Origin of the sequence: Agromyces sp. Root81 (genome assembly GCF_001429165.1) — a bacterium.
Taxonomy (GTDB): domain Bacteria; phylum Actinomycetota; class Actinomycetes; order Actinomycetales; family Microbacteriaceae; genus Agromyces.
Genome location: NZ_LMIR01000002.1, coordinates 688,099 through 709,760 on the forward strand (window position 1 = coordinate 688,099; position 21,662 = coordinate 709,760).

At 69.5% G+C, this 21,662-nt stretch carries 17 protein-coding genes; 10 read left to right on the plus strand and 7 right to left on the minus strand.

Annotation, left to right across the window (positions count from 1 at the left end; translation table 11 throughout):
- Positions 1-77: 77 nt before the first annotated feature.
- The 6 genes from ASE14_RS08280 (at position 78) to ASE14_RS08305 (ending at position 5,937) form a co-directional block, all read left to right on the plus strand.
- Positions 78-887 (plus strand): hypothetical protein, encoded by an 810-nt coding sequence (locus ASE14_RS08280; RefSeq protein WP_056653371.1) that lies wholly within the window; start codon positions 78-80, stop codon positions 885-887.
- A gap of 356 nt (positions 888-1,243) precedes the next feature.
- Positions 1,244-1,711: a nuclear transport factor 2 family protein gene (locus tag ASE14_RS08285; RefSeq protein ID WP_056653374.1), complete on the plus strand. Its 468-nt coding sequence runs from the start codon at positions 1,244-1,246 to the stop codon at positions 1,709-1,711.
- Between the two features lies 1 nt (position 1,712).
- Complete coding sequence (locus ASE14_RS08290) at positions 1,713-2,273, plus strand: TetR/AcrR family transcriptional regulator (RefSeq protein ID WP_056653376.1); 561 nt, start codon at positions 1,713-1,715, stop codon at positions 2,271-2,273.
- Between the two features lie 208 nt (positions 2,274-2,481).
- Complete coding sequence (locus ASE14_RS08295) at positions 2,482-3,087, plus strand: TetR/AcrR family transcriptional regulator (RefSeq protein ID WP_056653378.1); 606 nt, start codon at positions 2,482-2,484, stop codon at positions 3,085-3,087.
- Positions 3,088-3,143: 56 nt separating this feature from the next.
- On the plus strand, positions 3,144-4,616 hold the full coding sequence (locus ASE14_RS08300; RefSeq protein ID WP_056653382.1) for an MFS transporter: 1,473 nt from the start codon (positions 3,144-3,146) through the stop codon (positions 4,614-4,616).
- Positions 4,617-4,758: 142 nt separating this feature from the next.
- A complete protein-coding gene (locus tag ASE14_RS08305) occupies positions 4,759-5,937 on the plus strand; it encodes a M20 family metallopeptidase (protein WP_056656010.1) in 1,179 nt (392 codons plus the stop codon).
- A 7-nt stretch (positions 5,938-5,944) separates the two neighbouring features.
- Here the strand turns inward: ASE14_RS08305 and ASE14_RS08310 are convergent, their stop codons facing one another.
- From ASE14_RS08310 to ASE14_RS08320, 3 genes are read right to left on the minus strand one after another with little or no spacing between them, the layout of a single operon-like run.
- A complete protein-coding gene (locus tag ASE14_RS08310) occupies positions 5,945-6,610 on the minus strand; it encodes a Pr6Pr family membrane protein (RefSeq protein WP_056653384.1) in 666 nt (221 codons plus the stop codon).
- Between the two features lie 16 nt (positions 6,611-6,626).
- Positions 6,627-7,472 carry a DMT family transporter gene (locus ASE14_RS08315; RefSeq protein WP_056653386.1) on the minus strand — a complete coding sequence of 282 codons (846 nt, stop codon included), beginning with the start codon at positions 7,470-7,472 and terminating at the stop codon, positions 6,627-6,629.
- Positions 7,469-9,676, minus strand: coding sequence for an alpha-galactosidase (locus ASE14_RS08320; protein ID WP_056653389.1), 2,208 nt, complete (start codon positions 9,674-9,676; stop codon positions 7,469-7,471). Before ASE14_RS08320 ends, ASE14_RS08315 begins: the two co-directional genes overlap by 4 nt.
- Before the next feature lie 47 nt (positions 9,677-9,723).
- Between ASE14_RS08320 and ASE14_RS08325 the strand changes: the two genes are divergently transcribed.
- Positions 9,724-10,776, plus strand: a complete 1,053-nt coding sequence (locus ASE14_RS08325) for a LacI family DNA-binding transcriptional regulator (RefSeq protein WP_056653393.1) — start codon at positions 9,724-9,726, stop codon at positions 10,774-10,776.
- Between the two features lie 53 nt (positions 10,777-10,829).
- Here the strand turns inward: ASE14_RS08325 and ASE14_RS08330 are convergent, their stop codons facing one another.
- The 4 genes from ASE14_RS08330 to ASE14_RS08345 form a co-directional block, all read right to left on the minus strand.
- On the minus strand, positions 10,830-12,599 hold the full coding sequence (locus ASE14_RS08330; RefSeq protein WP_056653396.1) for a beta-galactosidase family protein: 1,770 nt from the start codon (positions 12,597-12,599) through the stop codon (positions 10,830-10,832).
- 73 nt (positions 12,600-12,672) lie between these two features.
- Entirely contained in the window at positions 12,673-14,001 is a 1,329-nt protein-coding gene (locus ASE14_RS08335) for a sugar ABC transporter substrate-binding protein (protein ID WP_056653399.1), read from the minus strand.
- 53 nt (positions 14,002-14,054) lie between these two features.
- Positions 14,055-14,861 carry a carbohydrate ABC transporter permease gene (locus ASE14_RS08340; RefSeq protein WP_056656013.1) on the minus strand — a complete coding sequence of 269 codons (807 nt, stop codon included), beginning with the start codon at positions 14,859-14,861 and terminating at the stop codon, positions 14,055-14,057.
- 137 nt (positions 14,862-14,998) lie between these two features.
- Positions 14,999-15,976 (minus strand): carbohydrate ABC transporter permease, encoded by a 978-nt coding sequence (locus ASE14_RS08345; RefSeq protein WP_082600344.1) that lies wholly within the window; start codon positions 15,974-15,976, stop codon positions 14,999-15,001.
- A 153-nt stretch (positions 15,977-16,129) separates the two neighbouring features.
- Between ASE14_RS08345 and ASE14_RS08350 the strand changes: the two genes are divergently transcribed.
- From ASE14_RS08350 to ASE14_RS08360, 3 genes are read left to right on the plus strand one after another with little or no spacing between them, the layout of a single operon-like run.
- Positions 16,130-17,809, plus strand: a complete 1,680-nt coding sequence (locus ASE14_RS08350) for a glycoside hydrolase family 13 protein (RefSeq protein WP_082600347.1) — start codon at positions 16,130-16,132, stop codon at positions 17,807-17,809.
- On the plus strand, positions 17,806-19,890 hold the full coding sequence (locus ASE14_RS08355) for a DUF5054 domain-containing protein (protein WP_056653403.1): 2,085 nt from the start codon (positions 17,806-17,808) through the stop codon (positions 19,888-19,890). Before ASE14_RS08350 ends, ASE14_RS08355 begins: the two co-directional genes overlap by 4 nt.
- Positions 19,887-21,005 carry a metallophosphoesterase gene (locus tag ASE14_RS08360; protein WP_056653405.1) on the plus strand — a complete coding sequence of 373 codons (1,119 nt, stop codon included), beginning with the start codon at positions 19,887-19,889 and terminating at the stop codon, positions 21,003-21,005. The genes ASE14_RS08355 and ASE14_RS08360 overlap by 4 nt, the downstream gene beginning before the upstream one ends.
- Positions 21,006-21,662: the final 657 nt, after the last annotated feature.

A 21,662-nucleotide genomic window follows, 5' to 3' on the forward strand; every position in this document is an offset into this window, starting at 1 on the left:
GAGGCGAAGCGATTCGCCACCCCAAGCGACGTCGTCGACACGATCAGCGCTCCGATGCGTACCGGCGACGGTGCGATGTGAGCGTCTTTCGCCCGGGCGCGGTCGAGCTGGAGCGACCAGCGGAGTACCGCGGACAGACCACGGTCGCCATTCGGGCGTCGCAGTTGCCAGGGCTCACCGCCCGCGAGCAAGCAAAGCTCATCGACGACTGGTGTCGTTTCTTCGAGGCAGGACCAACCGGCATCTGGGACGTGACGTTCCCGATGCGGATGCCCAAGCGACTCTTCGACTCGCTCGCATCTCAGACTCAACTGCGGCGCCTCGCGGTGCAGTGGGGAGTCTTCGACGACCTCACGGCACTGTCGGGCATGAGCCACCTTGTGGAGCTCGAGCTGGACTCTGCAACCTCAGTTACGACGCTTGAGCCGCTTCGAGCCCTAACGACCCTCGAAGCACTAGAGATCGGCGGAGCGTGGCGCGTCCACGACTACTCTGCAGTGGGCGACCTCACCGTGCTTCGCCAATTGAAACTCGGCGGAGGCTCGGAGAAGCGGCAGGAGGTGCACTCCCTCGACTTCCTCACGGGACTTCGAGAGCTTCGACAACTCAGCCTCGACCTCGTCCCGGATGACCTGGACTACTCGCCTTTGCTGGCACTGACCTGGGTTGAGGAAATCCACCTCTCGACGCTCGAGACGCACCGCAAGCGAATGACCCCGAGCATGACCGATCTCGAGTGGGCCCTCCCTGGACTCCAGCGACGACAAGCGGACGAGCTCGCTCGACGCCATTACGTCTGGCAGAGAGGGGAGCGCGTCGGAGACTACCGCGCCAATGCCGACGGCGAGTGGTATCTCCATCGATACGACATCCACGACGACGCGTAGGACAGGCACGCCAACGCTGTGAGTGTCCTGCCTCGTTCAAGCCCGGGAAGGGGCACGCTCTCGGCTCGCTCTTGTGCCATTAATGTGCCATTAATCGCGCGAAAACGAACTGAAACCAACTGAGACCATTCAAAAGAATGCCTGATCAGCACGATCTCATCACCATGAGAATTGAGCGAAAACGCCCCTGGCTCACTGAAAATCGTGAGGTCACGGGATCGACGCCCGCCGGAGCCACCATCGAAAGCCCCCGGTTCGCCGGGGGCTTTCTGCATTTCAGGTCTTGACACTTTGTACCTATCGGTACATGATGTAACGAACGGTACAATCGCCCGTTCCGCACAAAGGAGATTCCGATGAGCAAGCCCCCAGTCCCCCCGTTCACCGACGAGAGCGCGGTGACGAAAGTCCGCATGGCCGAGGATGCCTGGAACACCCGCGACCCCGAGCGCGTGTCGATGGCGTACACCGCCGACAGCCGCTGGCGGAACCGCTCGACCTTCGTCACGGGCCGGCCCGCGATCGTCGAATTCCTCGGCGCGAAGTGGGAGCGCGAGCACGAGTACCGCCTGATCAAGGAGATCTGGGCGCACAGCGATGAGACGATCGCGGTTCGCTTCGCCTACGAATGGCGATCGGAGTCCGGACAGTGGTACCGGTCCTACGGCAACGAGAACTGGCGCTTCGACGCCGACGGCCTCATGTCGGAGCGCCACGCGAGCATCAACGACGTCGAGATCGATAACGCCGACCGCCAGTTCTTCTGGGATCAGTCGGCTCCTCGCCCGGCCGACCACCCGAGCCTCACCGAACTCGGACTCTGAGTTGCGCACCGTCACCGAGCGGTCCGATGCCGTGCTCGCGGTCGCGACCGCGTTCCGCCGGTTCGGGTACGAAGGCGCGAGCATCAGCGCGATCACCGAACAGACCGGCCTCGGCAAGGGAAGTCTCTACAACTTCTTCCCCGGGGGGAAAGAGGACATGGCGACCGCCGTGCTCGACGAGGTCGGCGCCTGGTTCCAGGCAGAGGTGTACGAGCCCTTGCTGCACGAAGGCACCGCGTCGGCGAGGATCACGGCCATGTTCGATGCCGTCGAGGCGTACTTCACGTCTCGACAGCTGGTGTGCCTGTTCGGAGCCTTCGCGCTCGGACAGGAACGTACCCGCTTCGGCGAACCCATCCAGCAGTATTTCGCAGCGTGGATCGACGCACTTCGCACGGCGCTTCACGACGGCGGCGCCGGGCGCGAGGCCGATGATGCGGCGACGGACATGGTGTCGGGCATTCAGGGAGCGCTCGTGCTCGCTCGCGCCCTCGATGACATCTCGCTCTTCCACGGTGCACTCGATCGGATGCGAGCACGTGCGCTCACGCTGCTCGACTGATCCCCGAGCCTGCAGGCACTCCAGCGCGATGAGGTCACGGGATCGACGCCCGTCGGAGCCATCGTCGAAAGCCCCCGGTTCGCCGGGGGCTTTCTGCATTTCGGTCGCCGCCCTTCGGCCCGACCCGGACCTCGTCCGACCACAGCGATCGACCGACCGAAACCAGTTCGTGACATTAACGAAACGGAACGTGCCGTAATGTGGCGGCATGGCTCGCAGCACCGGAGAAGCACTCGGACGTCCGACCGACGTCGAACTGACCCGACGCATCCTCGACGCCACGATCGAGCTGCTCGCGGAGCACGGTTATCCCGGCCTCCGCATCGAGCACGTGGCCAAGCTCGCCGGCTGCGGCAAGAACGCCGTGTACCGCCGATTCGCCGACAAGGCCGAGCTCGCTGCCGAAGCGCTGCGCAGCCACGGCGAGATCGGCGAGATGCCCGACCACGGCAACGTCGCCGACGACCTCCTCGAGCACGTGCTCCAGAACCAGGCCAACCAGGTGCGCGCCTCGAACGGCGAGACCCCAGTCGGCAACAACGGCTGGCGCGTCGCGTTCGAGCCCGAGGTGTTCCCCATCATCTGGGAACGCTTCTTCACGCACCGGCGCGACCAGGGCATCGAGCTCATCCTCCGCGGTGCCGCCCGCGGCGAGCTGCCCGCCGACGTCGACGCCGACCTCATCCTCGACACGTTCGCCGGGCTTACCCTGTTCCGGCAATCGATCAAGGGCGTCTCGATCACGCCCGAGCAGTACCGCGCCATGATCGCGGCCGTCCTCGCCTCGCCTCCCCGCCGCGGCGACCCCATCTGAGTTCCGGATGTCGCGGCACGCCGTGGCACCGCTCCCCCACCGACAGAAGGCCGACGATGACCGACTCCCCCACCTCCGCCGTCCCCGCGGGCCGCACCTCGGTGCGCGCCATCGTCGGGTTCCTCATCTTCTGCGAGCTCGCGAGCGGCTTCGTACAGGGCTACTACGCACCGCTGCTCGCCGCGATCGCCGACCACCTCTCGGTCACCGACGCCGACATCACGTGGTTCCTCACCGTGCAGACGCTCGCAGCGGCGGTGTTCGTGCCGTTGCTCTCGAAGCTCGGCGACATCTTCGGCCACCGACGCATCCTCCGCATCGCCGTGGTCGCCGTGCTCATCGGCACGCTCGTCACCGCACTCGTGCCGAACTTCACGATCGTGCTCATCGCTCGCGTGCTCATCGGCCCGCTCGCCGTGTGGCTCCCGCTCGAGATCGCGCTCGTGCACAACCGCATCAGTGGCGACAGCGCACGCAAGGCGATCGGCATGCTCGTCTCGTTCCTCACCGTCGGCGCGATCCTCGGCACCGTCGCCTCGGGCGTCGTGAGCGCCGTCTCGCCCTCGCTGACCGTCACGCTCCTCGTGCCCTGCGTATTCGTGCTGGTCAGCGTCTACGCCGTGTTCTTCAAGGTGCCGGAGTCGACGACCCGGGCCAACCCGCACATCGACGTGCTCGGATTCGTCGGCCTCGCGGTCGCGATGGTCGCGCTCCTCGGCGGGCTGCGACTCGCGTCGACCGAGGGCTTCGCCTCGCCCGTCACGATCGGCGCGCTCGGCCTCGCCGTCGTCGTCTTCATCGCCTGGGTGATCTGGGAGCGCCGCACGCCCGCCCCCGCGGTCGATGTGCGACTCGTGGCCTCACGCGCACTCGGCCCGATCTACCTCACCGCGTTCCTCTTCGGCATGGTGATGTTCGGCATGCAGGCGCCGATGACGACGTTCCTCGCATCGGACCCCGACATCACCGGCTACGGCTTCGCGGCCACTCCCGGCCTGATCTCCGCGGTCATCGCCGTCATCACCCTGCTGGCGACCGTCGGGGCCGCGACGTTCGCGTACATCGCCAAGCGCATCGGCATCCGGGCCGTGCTGCTCATCGGCGCCGTGCTCGCCGGCGCGGGCAACTTCATCCTCGCCGCGTTCCACAGCACGCTCACCGAGGTCTGGATCGCCTCCGCCGTCATGGGCATCGGCCTGGGCCTGCTCCTCGGCGCGCTGCCCGCCCTCCTCGCCGAGCTCGCGCCGAGCGACCAGACCGGCATCGCCGCCGGTGTCTACAACTCGCTGCGCACGCTCGGCGGGGCCGCCGCCGGCGCGGTGTTCGGCCTCGTGCTCGCCCTCTGGGTGGCACCGAGCGGCGAGTTCGCCGAGATCGGCGGCTACGTCACCGTCTGGGTGCTCTGCGGCCTCGCCTTCGTCGGAGCGCTCGTGGCACTCGCGTTCCTGCGGGTGCCCGACGGTCGAGACGCCGCCGCACACCCCGCCCCCGACGACGCACCCGCCGCCGAGGCATCCGCCACCGTCTGACCCCACCCGATGCCGCAGTGCGGCAAATGAACGGATGCCCCACGCCGGCGTCGCAAACGAAGGAGACCCTGTGACCCTCGCAGAAGAAGAGACCACCGCGTCCGACGCATCGGAGGCCCCCTCGGGCAGCGCCGCCGCGTTCATCGCCCACGGCGCCGAGATCCTGCCCGAGCTGGTGGCGCTCCGCCGCCGCCTGCATGCCGAGCCCGAGCTCGGACTCGAGCTTCCGGCCACGCAGCAGAAGGTGCTCGAGGCCCTCGACGGACTCGGCCTCGAGATCACCCTCGGCGAGCGCCTGACCTCGATCGTCGCCGTGCTTCGCGGCGCCCGGCCCGGCCCGACCGTGCTGCTGCGCGGCGACATGGACGCGCTGCCCGTCGTCGAGAAGGCGGAGCTCGACTACGCCGCGACGAACGGCACCATGCACGCTTGCGGCCACGACCTGCACACCGCCGGCCTCGTCGGCGCCGCGAAGCTCCTCGCCGCCCGCCGCGAGGAACTCGCCGGCAACGTGCTCTTCATGTTCCAGCCCGGCGAAGAGGGGTACGGCGGCGCGAAGATCATGCTCGACGAGGGGCTGCTCGAAGCCACGGGCGAGAAGCCGATCGCGGCGTTCGCGATCCACGTGGCACCCGGCCCGCGCGGCGTGTTCGTCACCCGCCCGGGCACGATCGCCGCAGGATCGAACCAGTTGAACATCACTGTGCACGGCCGCGGCGGCCACGGCTCGCAGCCGCACCAGACGATCGATCCCGTGCCCGTCGCCGCCGAGCTCGTGCTCGCCCTGCAGACCTTCGTGACCCGCCGCTTCGACGCGTTCGACCCGGTCATCCTCTCGGTCACCAAGCTCCAGGGCGGCGACGCGCTCAACGTGATCCCCGAGTCGGCCTCGCTCGCCGCGACGGTGCGGACGCTCTCGGCGGCCTCGCTCGAACGCCTCCAGCTGGAGCTTCCGACGCTCGTGAACGGTATCGCCGGGGCGCACGGCTGCACCGCGGAGCTCGAATTCGTGGTGCAGTACCCCGTGACGGTCAACGACGCGGCGAGCGCCGCGTCGACGCTCGCCGAGCTCCGCGCCCAGTTCGGCGCGCAGCGGGTCATGGAGATGCCCACTCCGATGATGGGTTCGGAGGACTTCTCCTTCGTGCTCGACGAGGTGCCGGGAACCTTCGTGGCCCTGTCGACGTCGCCCGTCGGCACCGACCTGTCGACCGTGGAGTGGAACCACTCTCCGCGCGTCGTGTTCGACGACGGGGTGCTCGGCGATCAGGCCGCAGCACTCGCCCAGCTCGCCTGGGCGACGCTCGAGTCGGCGAGCTGACGCGGGTTCACCCGACACGCTCGGGGGTGCGGTCGGCGGCGAGGACGAGCGGAATGACGTTCAGCCTGCTGGCCGCCCACACGAGTGCGCCTGCTGCGAGCATCGCCGCGAGGAGTCCCATGACGTGCGCGACGAGCGAGAGGATTCCGCGTTCGGGGAGGAGGAAGCCGTACGGCACCCATCCGTCGGTGGCGCCCCGAACGAGGACGACCGCCACCCAGAGCAGCGGGTACGGGAGCACGAGCCAGAGCCGCCGCCAGGGCAGGCCAGGGCGGTCGCCGACGAGCAGCCAGTCGAGCCCGACGGCGAGGGGGAACACGATGTGGAGGACGGCGCTCACCCAGGGCGGCGCCGTCCCCGTTCCCGGGACGAGCACGTTGTAGACGACCGCGACGACGACGAGGCAGGCGGTCGCGATCCCGCGCACCGTGGACAGCCATCCCGGAATGCGTCGTCCGAGCACGGCGAGCATACCGGTGACGATCAGCACGACGCTCGTGAGCAGGCTCGTCTGGTTGGTGAAGTACCCGAAGAAGTCGAGCGGGTTGCCGTCATCGGCCGCGATGCGGAGGCCGTAGGCGTAGCCGAGCACGGCGATGCACAGCACCCCCTCGACGAGCCTGGCCGGCCCGATCACGCCGGCGGCGGTCGAGAACCGGCGGCGCTGAGTCATCCGGTCAGCCTAGCCATCACCCGCCGAGCCGGATGGCGACGATCCCCGACACCGCGCAGACGGTCGCCGTGAGCCGCCACTTGCTGAACGGCTCGCGGAACACGAAGTAGCCGATCACCCCGGCGACGAGCACCCCGGTCTCGCGCAGCGCCGACACCACAGCGAGCGGCGCGAGCGACTGCGCCCAGACGACGATCGTGTAGGCCACGAGCGAGAGGACCCCGCCGAGCAGGCCCATCGGCGCGTGGAGGCGCATCCCGCGGAGCATCTCCCTCCGGTCGCGCGAGAGCGCGAAGCACACGAGCGGGAGCGAGATGCCCTGCAGCAGGAACAGCCACGAGGCATAGCCGAACGGCTCCCCCGAGAGGCGCACGCCGATGCCGTCGATCACCGAGTAGGCGGTGATCGTGATGCCGACCGCGACGGCCATCAGCGTTCCGGCAGGACCTCCCCGGCCCTTCGGCGACCACGACAGAGCGAACAGCGCGACGGCGACGACGGCGACACCGGCGATCTGGGCGGGCGTCATGAACTCGCCGAGGAAGGTCGTCGAGATCAGCGTGATGCCGAGCACGGCGATGCCGCGGGTCAGCGGGTAGGTCCGGCCGAACTCGCCCTTCGCGTACGCCGCCGTGAGCAGCACGAGGTAGAGCGTCTGCACGGCGGCCGAGATCAGCAGGTACGGCCAGACCTCCTGCGGCGGGAGCGGGAAGACGATGCATCCGATCGCCCCCACCAGCAGGTAGACCATCCCGATCAGCGCGGAGGAGACGAGCCGGGCGGGGATCGCCTTCGCGATCGCGTTCCAGGTGCCGTGCAGCAGCGCGGCACCGAGAACGGCGAGCAGGATGCCTGCGCTCACTCGGTGAGACCGTGCGGATCGCCCTCGTCGACCCGTACCGCTCGCAGCAGCACCGCCTGCTCGGGGCGGAGTCTCGGCATCACGACGCCGATCGAGGCGAGCGCCGCTCCCGTGAGTTCGAGTGGCCCGAGCTCCCACCACGGCGCCGTGTCGGCCCCGTGCGGCAGCCCGTCGACGAGCGCCGGTTCGACGCGGTACGTCGCGGTCGGCTGCAGGCCGGGCAGGCGGATGCGCCCGGGGCTCGCGACCGACGCCCGTGCGAGGGACACGTACGCGAACAGGCCGGCCGAGCCGTCGGCTGCGACGACGCCGTTGACCGAGAGCGAGGCGTCGGGGTGGTCGAGTCGCACGAGCTCGCCGCCGTGGAGCAGCTCGCGGTTCGCCTTGTGCAGCCGGATCCACCCCTCGAGCTCGGCGAGTTCGGCCTCGCCCGCATGGCGCAGGTCCCACTCGACGCCGAGGTGCCCGAACAGCGCCGTGATGGCGCGGAAGGAGAGCGCGTGGAGCCGGTTCGTCGTGTGCGAGGCACCCGAGGCGATGTGGGCGCCCATGAGCTCGGGCGGCACCAGCTGGGTCGTCCACCGGTTGGTCTGCTGGCGGTCGATGGGGTCGTTGTTGTCGGAGACCCAGATGCGATCGGTGCGATCGAGGGCCCCGAGGTCGACCCGCCCGCCGCCCGAGGAGCACGACTCGATCTCGAGGTCGGGGTAGCGCGCCTTCAGCTCGTCGACGAGCCGGTAGAACGCGAGCGTCTGCTCGTGCACACCGGCGCGGCCGAACGGCTGTGTGCCGGCGTCGACGAGGTCGCGGTTGTGGTCCCACTTGATGTACGCGATGTCGTACTCGTCGAGGATCGCGCACATCGCGTCGCGGACGTGGGCGTAGGCCTCGGGGATGCCGAGGTTCAGCACCTGCTGGTGCCGGGACTCCACCGGCAGGCGGTCGCCGGTCGCCATGATCCACTCGGGGTGAGCCCGGGCGAGGTCGGAGTCGATGTTCACCATCTCGGGCTCGAACCAGAGGCCGAACTGCATGCCGAGGCCGCGCACGCGGTCGACGAGCGGATGCAGCCCGTTCGGCCACACCTCCCCCGAGACCGTCCAGTCGCCGAGCCCTGCGCGGTCGTTGCGTCGCCCGCCGAACCATCCGTCGTCGAGCACGAAGCGTTCGATGCCGATCTCGGCGGCGCGATCGGCGAGCTCGAGGAGCGTGTCGACGTCGTGGTCGAAGTACACCGCCTCCCACACGTTGAGCGTGACCGGCCGTACCGAGCCGGGGTGCTGCGGGCGGGCGCGGAGGTGGCGATGCATCCGCTTGGCCGAGTCGTCGAGTCCGGCGCCGTAGATGCCGTAGACCCAAGGGCTCTCGTACCGCTCGCCCTGCGCGAGGCGCACCTCGCCGGGCAGCAGGAGCTCGCCGCCGCCGAGCAGCTGCTCGCCGCTCAGCACCCGCTCGACCTGGTGCAGGTGGTTGCCCGACCAGGCGGTGTGCACGCCCCACACCTCGCCGTGGCCGAAGCCGAAGCCCGGCGTGCCGACGGAGAGGATCATCGCCGCGTCGAGTCCGGTGCGACCGCGACGCCCCTCACGACGGTGCGCGCCGATCGCCATCGCGCGACGCTGGGGTGCGCGCTCGCCCGCCCATCGGCCGGCGAAGTCGAGCACCTCGCTCGCAATGGCGGGCGTCGGCAGGCAGAGCAGGAGCTCGTCGACCTGGTAGGCCTCGTCGCCGAGGTTCTCCAGCTCGGCGCGCGTGCGCACGATGCCGGCCTCGCTGAGCTCGACCGTCACGGTGACGGCGAGCTGCGCGTCATCATCTCTCGCGGTGACGATGAGCGTTCCTGCGCCGTGGTTCACGACGGTGCGAGCGGATGCCCCCACGAGCACGGTGCCGTCGAGCGTGGCACCCGTGACGCGCCAGAGCGGCGACCACGCGGCACCGGCCCTCGACCCGCTGAGCCCGGGGCGACCCATCCAGCCGCGCGCGTGCTCGGGGAGGATCGAGATGCGCACCGGAACGTCGACCTCGCTCGGGGCGACCGGGAGCACCCCGGTCTCGAGCAGTGCGGCATACCCCGACTCGTCGAGCGCTCCGCAGTCGGCTCCCCAGTGCACGACGGCGGGCAGGCCGCCCTCGCCGAGGTCGATCACGAGGGCGACGCCGCCCGCGCGCATCGCCAGGCCGAAGTCGGGATTGTGGGTCATTTCAAGATTCCTTTCAAGGGAGGCTTCGGAGTAGTGTTTACGTCACCATGACGTACGCATCGAACAGTTTGTCCGGGCCCGCATCGCAGCCGAGAGCGCGTGCGTCGATCAACGACGTCGCCGTGCACGCCGGTGTCTCGGCGCAGACCGTCTCGCGCGTCGCGAACGGCCAGACAAATGTGCGCCAGTCCACGCGCGAGCGGGTGCAGGCCTCGATGCAGGCCCTCGGGTACCGGCCCAACAGCGCCGCGCGCAACCTGAAGTCGGGCCGGTTCCGGAGCATCGGCTTCGTCACCTTCAACCTCGCCACGCTCGGCAACGAGCGCACGCTGAACGCCGTCGCCGAGGCCTCCGAGGCTGCGGGCTACACGACCACGCTGCTGCCGGTCATCGACCCGACGCAGCTCGACGTCGCCGGCGCCTTCGGCCGCCTCGAGGAGCAGGCCGTCGACGGCATCATCCTCGTGATGTCCTCGGAGGTCGGCTCGCTCGATGAGCTGGGCATCACGGCCGGCCTCCCGCTCGTGATCGTCGACTCCGACGCGAACCTGCCCTACACGATCGTCGACACCGACCAGGAGCAGGGCGCGAAGATCGCCCTGCAGCACCTGCTCGATCTCGGGCACCGCGACATCGTGCACATCTCGGGTCCCGCGGACTCGTTCTCGTCGCGCCGCCGCGCCGACGCCTTCCGGCAGACGATGGCCGATGCAGGCCTCCCGGCGAGACCCGTGCTCGTCGGCGACTGGAGCGCCGCGTCGGGCCTCGCGCTCGCCCGCGAGCTCTTCGCCGCCGAGGACCGGCCGACGGCGGTGTTCGCCAGCAACGACCAGATGGCCCTCGGCGTGATGCACGCGATCCACGAACGCGGCTGGAGCGTACCCGGCGACGTCAGCGTGGTCGGCTTCGACGACACCGAAGAGGCCGAGGTCTACTGGCCGGCACTCACCACCGTGCACCAGAACTTCGACCAGGTCGGCCGTCACGCCACCTCGCTGCTGCTCTCGCTCATCGACGGCGAGCCCAACACGAAGCAGAAGATCCTCATCACGACGCGGCTCGTCGTGCGCGACAGCACAGGCCCCGCGCCGACGGCCTGACGCCGGCCGCGGCGGCGCGGGGCGCCGACGCGGCCGACGCCGCGTGAGCACGGTCACGCCTCGGTCGGGCCGAGTTCGGGGCGTGCGACGAAGCCGGCGACCGCCGATGCCGCACCGACGGTCTCGAAGACCAGCAGTTCGTTCGCACCGGCGTGCACGACGGGCGCCGGCACGTACAGCGTGCGCTGCGGCCCGCGGCTCCAGTACCGTCCGAGGTTCACGCCGTTCACCCACACGACGCCCTTGGTCCAGCCGGGCAGCCGCAGCTGCAGGTCGGCGGGCTCGTCGAGCGTGAACGTCCCGCTGGCGAACACCGGGCCCGACAGCGGCAGCGGCCCGCCCTCGGCAGGCTCGGCGACCGGCGCGGCCTCGAGCACCGCGCGAACGGGCGCGAGGTCGTCGAGCAGGATCGCCCCGGCCGACCACTCGGTGAGCGGCACGCCATCGAGCGTCGCGGGAGCGATGAGGCCCTTGGCCTCGCCGAGCCGGGGCCCGTAGTTCACGCCGCCGAGGTTCTCGACGAGCACCGTGAGCTCACCCATCGCGTCTTCGGGCAGCGGCAGCATCCGCTCGTGGAGTTCGCGGTCGAGCGTGCCGACCAGCGCCCCGTCGAGGTACACCTGCGCTCGGTCGCGCACCTCGCCGAAGGCGAGGAGGCCCCCGTGCTCGACACGCGTCGAGTAGCACGCGAAGCCCCGCGTCGACCCGAACTCCGCCGCGACCGGCAGGTGGTCGAAGCGCTGCGACGCGACGATCGGAATGGACCACAGCGAAGCGCTGCGATCGAGGAGCACGTCGAGCTCCGGGGCATCCGCTCGCTCCGCCGGCACCTCGTCGGGAACGGGCGCGTACTTCGCGATGACCTCGCGGAAGCGCCAGAACTTCTCGGTGGGCGTGCCGTCCTCGGCGAGCGGGGCGTCGTAGTCGTACGACGTCGCGATCGCGCGGTAGGTGCCCTTGTCGTTCGCACCGTTGGTGAAGGCGAAGTTCGTGCCGCCGTGGAACATGTAGACGTTGACGGATGCCCCGGCCGCGAGCAGCTCGTCGAGCTCGTGTGCGGCGTCCTCGGCCGAGGTCGTGTGGTGGATCTCGCCCCAGCTGTCGAACCATCCGCACCAGAACTCGGAGCACATGAGCGGACCGGTCGGCTGGTGGCTGCGCAGGGTCGCGAGCCGCTCCCCCACACGCGAGCCGAATGATCCGGTGCGATGCAGCTCGTCGAGGCTGCCGCGCTCGAGCATCTGCTCGAGGGGCTGGTCGACGGTGGTCAGGGGCACCTCGATGCCGTGCTCTCGCGTCAGCTCGGTGAGCCGGCGGAGGTAGTCCTGGTCGGCGCCGTACGCGCCGTATTCGTTCTCGATCTGCACGAGGATCACGGGGCCGTCGAGCTGGATCTGGCGGGGCCGCACGATGGCGTAGACGGCGTCGAGGTACTCGCTGATGGCGTCGAGGTAGGCGGCGTCGTGCGATCGCAGCACGATGGACTCGTCGGCGATGAGCCAGGAGGGCAGGCCACCGTCGTGCCACTCGGCGCAGATGTAGGGGCCGGGGCGCACGATCGCGTGCATGCCCTCGGCGTGGACCAGGTCGAGGAATCGCGCGAGGTCGAGCTGGCCCGCGGTGCGGAACTCGCCGCGCGTCGGGGAGTGCTCGTTCCACGGCACGTACGTCTCGATGGTGTTGAGGCCCATGAGGCGGGCCTTGCGGATGCGGTCGCTCCACTGGTCGGGGTGCACCCGGAAGTAGTGCAGCGCGCCGGAGAGCACGCGGTACGGCGAGCCGTCGATGAGGAAGTCGGTGTCACCGATGGAGAAGGTGGGCATTCGCTGATCCTGGGTCGAGAAACGGACCGCGGGGCAGCCGCCGTGACGGCGACTGCCCCGCGGAGTGGTGGTGCTACTTGTTGACCGTGAAGCCCTGCTCGTTGCCGAACTGGACGAGGGTGTCCTGCCATTCGACGAGTGCCTCGTTCAGGTCGCCGCCGGAGCCGAGCGCCTTGCCGACCGAGTCGGAGAACACGTTGTTGGCGTAGCCCTGGTAGGGCAGGTACTGCCATCCGGGGATGACCGAGGCGGACGATGCCGCACCGATCTGGTTGGCGGGCTGGCCACCGTACGACTCGTACGGGTGGTCGAGCCACTCGGGGTTCTCGAGGTCGGCGATGGTCGACGGGAAGCCGTTCTGGTTCAGCAGAGCGCGGCCTTCGCCATCGGCGAGGTACTTGAGGATGCCTGCAGCTGCAGCCTTGTTCTCGCTCTGCGAGGTGACAGCGAGGCCGCTGCCGCCGTTCTCGGCCGAAGCCGGCTCGCCGTCCCACGTCGGCATCGGAGCGACCTGGAAGCGGCCGGCGGGGCCGTAGTCGTCCATGCCGCTGATCATCCACGAGCCCATCAGCAGGGTGCCGAGCTTGTCCTGCGTGAGCGCCTTGGTCCACTCGTCCGACCAGGTCGACAGGCCCGAGAGCTCGCCGGCCTCGAGGCGTGCGCCCCAGAAGTCCGAGAACTTCTTGGTGCCCTCGTCCTGCAGGTCGATCGTGATGTTCTCACCATCGGTCTTGAAGGGCTGGCCGCCCGATGCCCAGATCATGCTGGTGAAGAAACCCGCGTCGCCGCTGTTCGCGATGTAGGCCTCGGGGTCTGCGGCGTGGATCGCGGCCGAAGCGACGGCGAACTCATCCCACGTGGTGGGCGCCTCGGTGATGCCCGCCTTCTCGTAGAGGGCCTTGTTGTAGATCATGACCATGGGGCCGGAGTCCGACGGCATTGCGACGAGCTGGTCCTGCACGTTGACCGAGTTCCAGGTCGACGCGGTGAATGCGTCCTCGTACTCGTCGAGACCGTAGGGGGCGAGGTCGGCGAGCGCGTCGCCGAGGGTCAGCTGCGGCAGCGTCTGGTACTCGACGGGAACGATGTCAGGAGCGCCCTTGCCCGCCTTGATGGCGTTCTGGAGCTTCGTGACGACGGCGTCGGGGTTCTCGAGCTTGACGACGTCGAACGTGACGTTCGGGTATGCCTTCGAGATCGCGTCGGCCTGCTCCTGGGTGGTGTCGCTCCAGGTCCACCAGGTGAGCGTGACGTCTTCCTTGAGCGCCGCGTCGGTGTCGGTCGAGCCGCTGTCGGCGCCCGGGGCTGCGCCACTGCAGCCTGCGAGCACTCCGACGAGCAGCGCACCGGTGCCGAGGACGGCACCGAGACGCGCCCATCGGCGGGTGGTGTTTCGTTCCATTGCTGTGATTCCCTTCGCTTGGTGTTGGGGGTTGTTACGCCGGACGAGCCGGACTACTTGACGCTCCCGGCGGTCAGTCCCGACTGCCAGTAGCGCTGCAGGTAGAGGAATGCCGCCGAGATCGGGATGACGGTGAGCAGCGAACCCGTGATCACGAGGTTCGGGATCGCCTGGCCACCGATCGCGCTCGACTGCGCCGACCACTGGGCGAGGCCGACCGGGAGCGGGTACCACTGGGGGTCGCTCAGCATGATCAGGGGAAGGAAGTAGTTGTTCCAGGTCGCGACGACCGTGAACATCAGCACCGTGATCAATGCCGGCGCGAGCTGGCGCAGCGCGATGACGAAGAAGATGCGGATCTCGCCGGCGCCGTCGAGACGCGCGGCCTCGAGAAGTTCGTCGGGGATCGCCTCGACGGCGTACACCCACACGAGGTAGAGGCCGAATGCGCTCACCATCGACGGGATGATCACCGACAACGGCGTGTTCGTGAGCCCGAGCCCGCTGAAGAGCAGGAACTGCGGCACCGCGAGCGCCGAGGCCGGAATGGCCATCGCACCGAGGATGATCGCGAACACCCATTTGCGCCCCGGGAAGTTGTACTTCGCGAGACCGTACCCGGCCAGCGTCGCGAGGAGTGTGGCGCCGCCTGCACCGATGACCACGTAGACCAGGGTGTTGCCGAGCCAGCGCAGGAAGATGCCGTCCTGGTACGTGAACGTGTCGACGATGTTCTGGAAGAGGGAGAACTCGCCGCTGAACCAGAAGGCGAAGGAGTTGTAGAGCGAGTCCATCGTCTTCGTGGAGTTCACGACGAGCCACCACAGCGGCACGAGGCAGTAGAGCAGCATCAGCGTCATGAGGATGCCGAGGGTGATGGAGGCCCGCTTGTGGCGTGGCGTCGCCGCCTTCGCCCGCTTGGACTCCGTGCGCGCGACCTTGCCGCTCGCCAGCCGGCTCGGCGCGCGGCCGGATCGGGCTCCCGTGTCGACGGCGCTCACTTCGCTTCCTTCTTTTCGCCGCCGAGCTGGACGAGGTAGGCGACCACCATGGTGATGACTCCCGAGACGATCGCGATCGCGGCAGCGTAGTTGAACTGCGAGCCGGCGAACGACAGGTTGAAGGCGTAGAGGTTGGGTGTGAAGTACGTTGTGATCGAGTTCGGCGCGATGGTCTGCAGGATCGACGGCTCGTTGAAGAGCTGGAAGCTGCCGATGACGGAGAAGATCGTGGCGATGATCAGGGCTCCGCGGATCGAGGGGAGCTTGATCGAGAAGATCGTGCGGAAGGTGCCGGCGCCGTCGATCTCGGCGGCCTCGTACAGCTCCTGCGGCACCGCTTTCAACGCGGAGAAGAAGATGAGCATGTTGTAGCCGACGAACTCCCACGTGACGATGTTGCCGATCGACAGCAGGATGAAGTTCTCCGCGAGCGGCGAGGGGAGGTCCGCACCGAAGAAGCGGTTGATATCGGCGACGAGCCCGAACTGCGAACCGTACATGTAGCCCCAGATCATCACCGCGACGACGCCGGGCACGGCGTAGGGCAGGAAGATCGAGAGCCGGTAGAACGGCACCCAGCGAAGCCGCGCGCTGTCGAGCGCGAGGGCCGCGAACAGCGCGAGCCCGAGCATGATCGGCACCTGCACGAGCAGGAAGATCGAGACGCGGAGCATGGCCTCCCAGAACTTCGGGTCGACCATCGCCATGCCGTAGTTCTCGAGCCCGACGAAGGAGTTGCCGCCGATGAGCGTCTCGCGGAAGAGCGACAGGTAGATCGCGTACACGAGGGGCGCGAGGAAGACGAGCGCGAAGATGAGCATGAACGGACCGACGAACCACCAGCCCGACCAGTTGCGGCGCACGCGCTTGCGGCGATTGCCGCCGGACGATGCGGTGCGACCCACGGCGACCGTGGCGTACGTCTCGGTCGAGACTCCGGCGGGCTGCTGGGGGTGAACATGCGCCACGGTCATCTGCGGCCTTCTCTCGCGCCTCGGGTTGGCGACGTCTTCGTCATTCGCGTCCGCACTCCTTCGTGAATGTTTGCGTTCCCATCGCAGTATAGGCGAGGATGATGTTTGCGCAAACAGAATCGGGGAAATCCGAATGTCACAAAGGAGTCACGCTTGCCAGCGACCGCCGTCCAACCCCGGGATTCCGGGCATCCCCGCGCTGCACGCGCCGAGGGTCGCGTGAACAAGGAGTGGTGGCGCACCGCCGTCATCTACCAGGTCTACCCGCGCTCGTTCGCCGACGGCGACGGCGACGGCATCGGCGACCTGCCCGGCATCACCTCGCGCCTCGACGCACTGCAGGAGCTCGGCGTCGACGCGGTGTGGCTGTCCCCCTTCTACACGTCCCCGCAGCGCGACGGCGGTTACGACGTCGCCGACTACTGCGACGTCGACCCGCTCTTCGGCACCCTGGCCGACTTCGACGCGCTGCTGCTCGCGGCGCACGCCCGAGACATGCGCGTGATCGCCGACATCGTGCCCAACCACTCCAGTTCGCAGCATCCGTGGTTCCAGGCGGCGCTCGACGCCGCACCAGGCGGCATCGAGCGCGGCCGATACCTGTTCCGTGAGGGCCGGGGCATCGACGGCACCGAACCGCCGAACAACTGGCGGTCGCATTTCGGCGGCCCCGCCTGGACCCGGGCGACCGAGGCCGACGGCGCACCGGGGCAGTGGTACCTCCACCTCTTCGACACCTCGCAGCCCGACTTCGACTGGTCCAACGAGGAAGTGCGCGAGGAGTTCCGGCGCATCCTGCGGTTCTGGCTCGACCGCGGCATCGACGGGTTCCGCGTCGACGTCGCCAGCAGCCTCGTGAAGGCGGAGGGGCTCCCCGACCTCGACCCAGAACTCGACGAGGACCTCGCGCCGTACACCGGCCAGCCCGGCGTGCACGAGATCTACCGCGACTGGCGTGCGCTCCTCGACGAGTACGAGGGCGATCGCGTGCTCGTCGCCGAATCGTGGATCAAGCCGCTCACCCGTCGCGCCGAGTGGGTGCGTCCCGACGAGATGCACCAGGCCTTCAACGACCTCTTCGACGACTGGGATGCACCGACCCTTCGGCGCATCATCGACGACACGCTCGACGCATTCTCGGCCGTGGGCGCGCCGTCGACCTGGGTCGCCTCCAATCACGACACAGTCCGTCAGGCCACCCGGCTCTCGCTCCCGAGGTCGGAGCGCCCCAACGGACTCGGGCCGAACTCGACCGGCATCGCGTCGTATGACGACACGCTCCCCCGTGCACGTGCGCTCGCACTCCTCACGCTGTCGCTGCCCGGCTCGGCGTACCTGTACCAGGGCGAAGAGCTCGGCCTGCCCGAGGTCTCGGAAATCCCCGACGAGGCGCGGCAGGATCCCACCTTCTTCCGCACCGAGGGCGAGCAGTATGGCCGCGACGGATGCCGCGTGCCCCTGCCCTGGGAGGCCGACGCGCCCTCCTACGGCTTCGGCCCCGGGGAGGCGTCATGGCTGCCGCAGCCCGAGCTCTGGGGCAGGCTGGCGCGCGACCGCCAGCAGGACGTCGCCGATTCGACGCTGACCCTCTACCAGGACGCGGTCGCACTGCGCCGCTCGCGTACGCTCGGCGCAGGACACGTCGAATGGCTGCCCGGATACCCAACGCACGTCCTCGCCTTCCGCAACGGCAATACGACCGTGCTCGTCAACATGGGCAGTGAACCGGCCCCGCTCCCCGCGGGCGAAGTGCTGCTCTCGAGCGCAGCCACCAGCACCACCAGCACCACCAGCACCCTCGACCCTGACACCGCAGTTTGGATGCACGCATGATCACCACCGTCCACGTCGTCTTCAAGACGCACCTCGACCTCGGCTTCACCGACACCGCCGCGAACGTCACCGACCGGTACGTGCACGAGTACCTCCCCCGGGCGATCGCGCTGGCGGAGGAGCTCGAACGCCGCGGCGGCGAGGCCCGCTTCATCTGGACCACCGGCTCCTGGATGATCCACGAGGCGCTCCGACTCGGCGACGCCGAGGAGCGCGCGGCGCTCGAACGCGCGATCCGGGCCGGCCACGTGACCTGGCATGGCCTGCCGATGACGACGCACACCGAGCTCATGGACGCCGGTCTCGTCGAGCACGGCATCGCGATCGGCCGGAAGCTCGACGCCCGCTTCGGCCACAGCACGATGGCCGCGAAGATGACGGATGTCCCGGGCCACACGATCGGCCTCGTGCCCTTCCTCGCCCGGGGCGGCCTCGACTTCCTGCACCTCGGCGTCAACGGGGCATCCGCTGTGCCCGACGTGCCGGAGTTCTTCGTCTGGCGCGCGCCCGACGGCAACGAGGTCGTCGTGAACTACGCACAGAGCTACGGTGCCACCGAGCTCGGCGTGGCCGTGGTGCCCGGCGGCGCCGACGCCCTCCACCTCGCGCACACCGGCGACAACTTCGGACCCCCGCCGGTCGAGGAGGTCGAGGCGCTGTTCGCCGAGCTCCAGGCCGCCTACCCAGGGGCTCGCGTGATCGCCTCGACGCTCGACGCCTTCAGCCGCGAAGCGGTCGCCGCTCGCGCGAGCCTGCCGGTGCTCGAGCAGGAGATCGGCGACTCCTGGATCCACGGCGTCGCGAGCGACCCGGTGCAGACCGCCCGGCTGCGGGCGCTGCTCCGGCTGCGCACCGAGTGGCTCACCGCAGGCGCGCTCGTGCCGGGCACCGAGGAGTGCGACGCGTTCAGCGACGGCCTGCTGCTCGTGCCCGAGCACACGTGGGGCGAGGACCTGAAGACCTACCTGCCCGACTACGTGAACTACGAGAAGGCCGACTTCCAGCGCGCGCGTGCCGCGGATGTCGTCGACCCGATGCGGAACGCCGACGAGTTCGACGTCTACGCCTGGGCGTACACCGAGCACCCGAGCCCCCAGGGCCTCGCCTACGCGGCGTTCGAGCGTTCCTGGGCCGAGCAGCGCGCCCACCTCGATCGCGCGCTGGCGGCGCTCTCGCCCGAGCGTCGTGCCGAGGCCGACGCCGCGATCGCCGCGACACGGCCCGGCGACGACGCCCACGCGGCGCCGGCCGGCGCCGAGATCGACCTCGACGCCGAGCTGGCGGCCGGCGCCTACCGGGTGCGGTTCGGCACCGACGGGTCGCTCGTCGCCCTCGTCGACGCCGACGGAACGGACTGGGCGGGGCCGGAGCATCCGCTCGCCGCCTACCGTTACGAGACGTTCGACGAGCGCGACGAGGCACGCTGGCTGGAGGAGTACTGCCGCGACATGGACGAGAACGCCATGTGGGCCGTGCCCGACCAGGCCAAGCCCGGGCTCGCGATCGCCGACACCCTGCCCGCCACGACGTTCGCACCGAGCATCGTCTCGGCCGAGCACTCGACCGACGGCACCGACACGGTCGTCGCGCTGAACCTCGCGCTGCCCGAAGCCGCGTGCGAGACCTGGGGCGGGCCACGGGACATCCGACTCGCCTACCGCTTCCCCGCGGAGGCCGGGCCGATCGGGGTCACGCTCGACCTCCGTGGCAAGGACGCCTCGCGCCTGCCCGAGGCGAGCTGGCTCGGGTTCCGCCCGCGGGTCGAGCCCGGCGACTGGCGACTCACGAAGCTCGACACGCCCGTCGACCCGCAGTCCGTCGTGCGGAACGGCAACCGCAGCCTGCACGCGGTCGCCGAGGTGACGCACACGGCGGCGCAGACCTTCTCGCTGCGGCCCGTCGACGCGGCACTCGTCGCGGTCGGCCGCCCCGCGCTCTACCGGTTCGACAACACCGTGCCCGACCCGGACGACGGCATGCACGTGAACCTGCACAACAACGTCTGGGGCACGAACTTCACGATGTGGTTCGACGACGACCTGCGGTTCCGGTTCGTGCTCGACCTCGGGGCAGCGCGATGACCGCGTCGCTCGTGACGAGCCCTCCGGTCGTGATGGCGCCGCGCGCCGACGGCTTCGAGATCGTCTGGGGCGTGGGCCGGCTGAGCCGAGGGTGGCTCGAGTGGAAGACGGCCGACGGCGCGCGCGGCACCGTGACGGGTGACGCGTTCGGCATGGTCGCGCAGGGTGACCGGGTGCTGCGGGTGCGGGCGAGCGGGCTGCCCGCCGGCACGTCGCTCCGGGTGCGCTCGATCACCGAGGCGGTCGAGGGGCCCGCCGAGCGCCACGAGAGCGAGTGGAAGCCGGTGCGCACGCTCGACGGGGCATCCGACACCGCTCGCTTCGCGGTGTGGAACGACACCCATCAGCGCGACGACACCCTGCGGGCGCTGCACGAGGCCACGCCCGAGGTCGACGTGCTCGTCTGGAACGGCGACCTCTGCAACGACTGGACGGACCCGGCGGAGTTCCCCACGACGGTGCTGAACCCCGCCGGCCTCGACGTGAGCGCGGGCCGGCCCCTCGCGATCGTCGTGGGCAACCACGACGTTCGCGGCACGTGGGCGTACCAGCTCGAGGACTTCGTCGCCACGCCGGAGGGGCGGCCGTTCACGGCGTTCCGCATCGGGCCGGTCGCGTGCATCGTGCTGCACACCGGCGAGGACAAGCCCGACGACCACCCGACCTTCGAGGGCCGCGTGGCGTTCGATCCGCTCCGTGCCGAGCAGGCCGAGTGGCTGCGCGAGGTCACGGCCCGGCCGGAGTTCGCCGATGCCCCGTACCGCGTCGTCTTCTGCCACATCCCGCTGCGCTGGATCGACGAGGCCGTCGTCGACTACGACGCCGAGGGCTACGACTGGTTCAGCCGGAGGAGCCGCGACGCGTGGCACGACGCGCTCGTCGGCTGGGGCGCCCAGGTCGTCGTGTCGGGTCACACGCACTACCAGACGTGGCTGCCGGCGACGGAGGAGTTCCCCTACGCCCAGCTCATCAGCGGCGGACCCGATGCCGACACGGCATCCGACGAGGCGGCCGCGTGGATCGACGGCGCGGCGAGCTCCGACGAGCTCGTGCTCACGATGCGCGACCTCGGCGGCACGGTGCTGCACGAGGTGCGGCTCGCGCCGCTCGCCTGACGGGAAGCAGCAGAAGGGGCCGGGTCGCAACAGCGACCCGGCCCCTTCGTCATCCGCCGATCAGCTGAGCGGCTTGCAGAGCAGCGCGTCGGGCACGCCGCCGTGGTTCCAGCGGTAGGTGTACGCGACGCCGGCGATGTACTCGCCGTCGCCGCACTGACCCTTGTAGTTGCCGGGCGCCCAGTCGCTCGCGGTCGAGCCGCCGCCGGCCGGGCGGGTGTCACCCTGGTCGAACCAGATCAGCCGGCCCTGGNCCGCCGATCAGCTGAGCGGCTTGCAGAGCAGCGCGTCGGGCACGCCGCCGTGGTTCCAGCGGTAGGTGTACGCGACGCCGGCGATGTACTCGCCGTCGCCGCACTGACCCTTGTAGTTGCCGGGCGCCCAGTCGCTCGCGGTCGAGCCGCCGCCGGCCGGGCGGTTGTCACCCTGGTCGAACCAGATCAGCCGGCCCTGGTTCGCCGGCAGCGCCGTGGTGCTCGTCGCGCAGACGAGGTTCCACATCGCTGCCTTGGTGCCGCCGCCGGTGCCCAGGCTGTAGCCGACTGCGACCTCGCCGGCGTTGCACTGCAGCTTGTCGTAGCCCGAGGCCCAGTCGTTCGTGATGTTGCCCTGCCCGCTCTGCACGCGCGGGTTCGAGGTGGTGATGCCGCCGACGTC

What these genes read in the sequence shown, in the direction of transcription:
- ASE14_RS08340 (WP_056656013.1), bottom strand. Translation starts at nt 14,861, where the DNA reads ATGACGCTGATGCTGCTCTACTGCCTCGTGCCGCTGTGGTGGCTCGTC.
- ASE14_RS08325 (WP_056653393.1), top strand. Translation starts at nt 9,724, where the DNA reads ATGACGTACGCATCGAACAGTTTGTCCGGGCCCGCATCGCAGCCGAGA.
- ASE14_RS08295 (WP_056653378.1), top strand. Translation starts at nt 2,482, where the DNA reads ATGGCTCGCAGCACCGGAGAAGCACTCGGACGTCCGACCGACGTCGAA.
- ASE14_RS08310 (WP_056653384.1), bottom strand. Translation starts at nt 6,610, where the DNA reads ATGACTCAGCGCCGCCGGTTCTCGACCGCCGCCGGCGTGATCGGGCCG.
- ASE14_RS08345 (WP_082600344.1), bottom strand. Translation starts at nt 15,976, where the DNA reads ATGACCGTGGCGCATGTTCACCCCCAGCAGCCCGCCGGAGTCTCGACC.
- ASE14_RS08330 (WP_056653396.1), bottom strand. Translation starts at nt 12,599, where the DNA reads ATGCCCACCTTCTCCATCGGTGACACCGACTTCCTCATCGACGGCTCG.
- ASE14_RS08335 (WP_056653399.1), bottom strand. Translation starts at nt 14,001, where the DNA reads ATGGAACGAAACACCACCCGCCGATGGGCGCGTCTCGGTGCCGTCCTC.
- ASE14_RS08320 (WP_056653389.1), bottom strand. Translation starts at nt 9,676, where the DNA reads ATGACCCACAATCCCGACTTCGGCCTGGCGATGCGCGCGGGCGGCGTC.
- ASE14_RS08285 (WP_056653374.1), top strand. Translation starts at nt 1,244, where the DNA reads ATGAGCAAGCCCCCAGTCCCCCCGTTCACCGACGAGAGCGCGGTGACG.
- ASE14_RS08355 (WP_056653403.1), top strand. Translation starts at nt 17,806, where the DNA reads ATGATCACCACCGTCCACGTCGTCTTCAAGACGCACCTCGACCTCGGC.
- ASE14_RS08300 (WP_056653382.1), top strand. Translation starts at nt 3,144, where the DNA reads ATGACCGACTCCCCCACCTCCGCCGTCCCCGCGGGCCGCACCTCGGTG.
- ASE14_RS08360 (WP_056653405.1), top strand. Translation starts at nt 19,887, where the DNA reads ATGACCGCGTCGCTCGTGACGAGCCCTCCGGTCGTGATGGCGCCGCGC.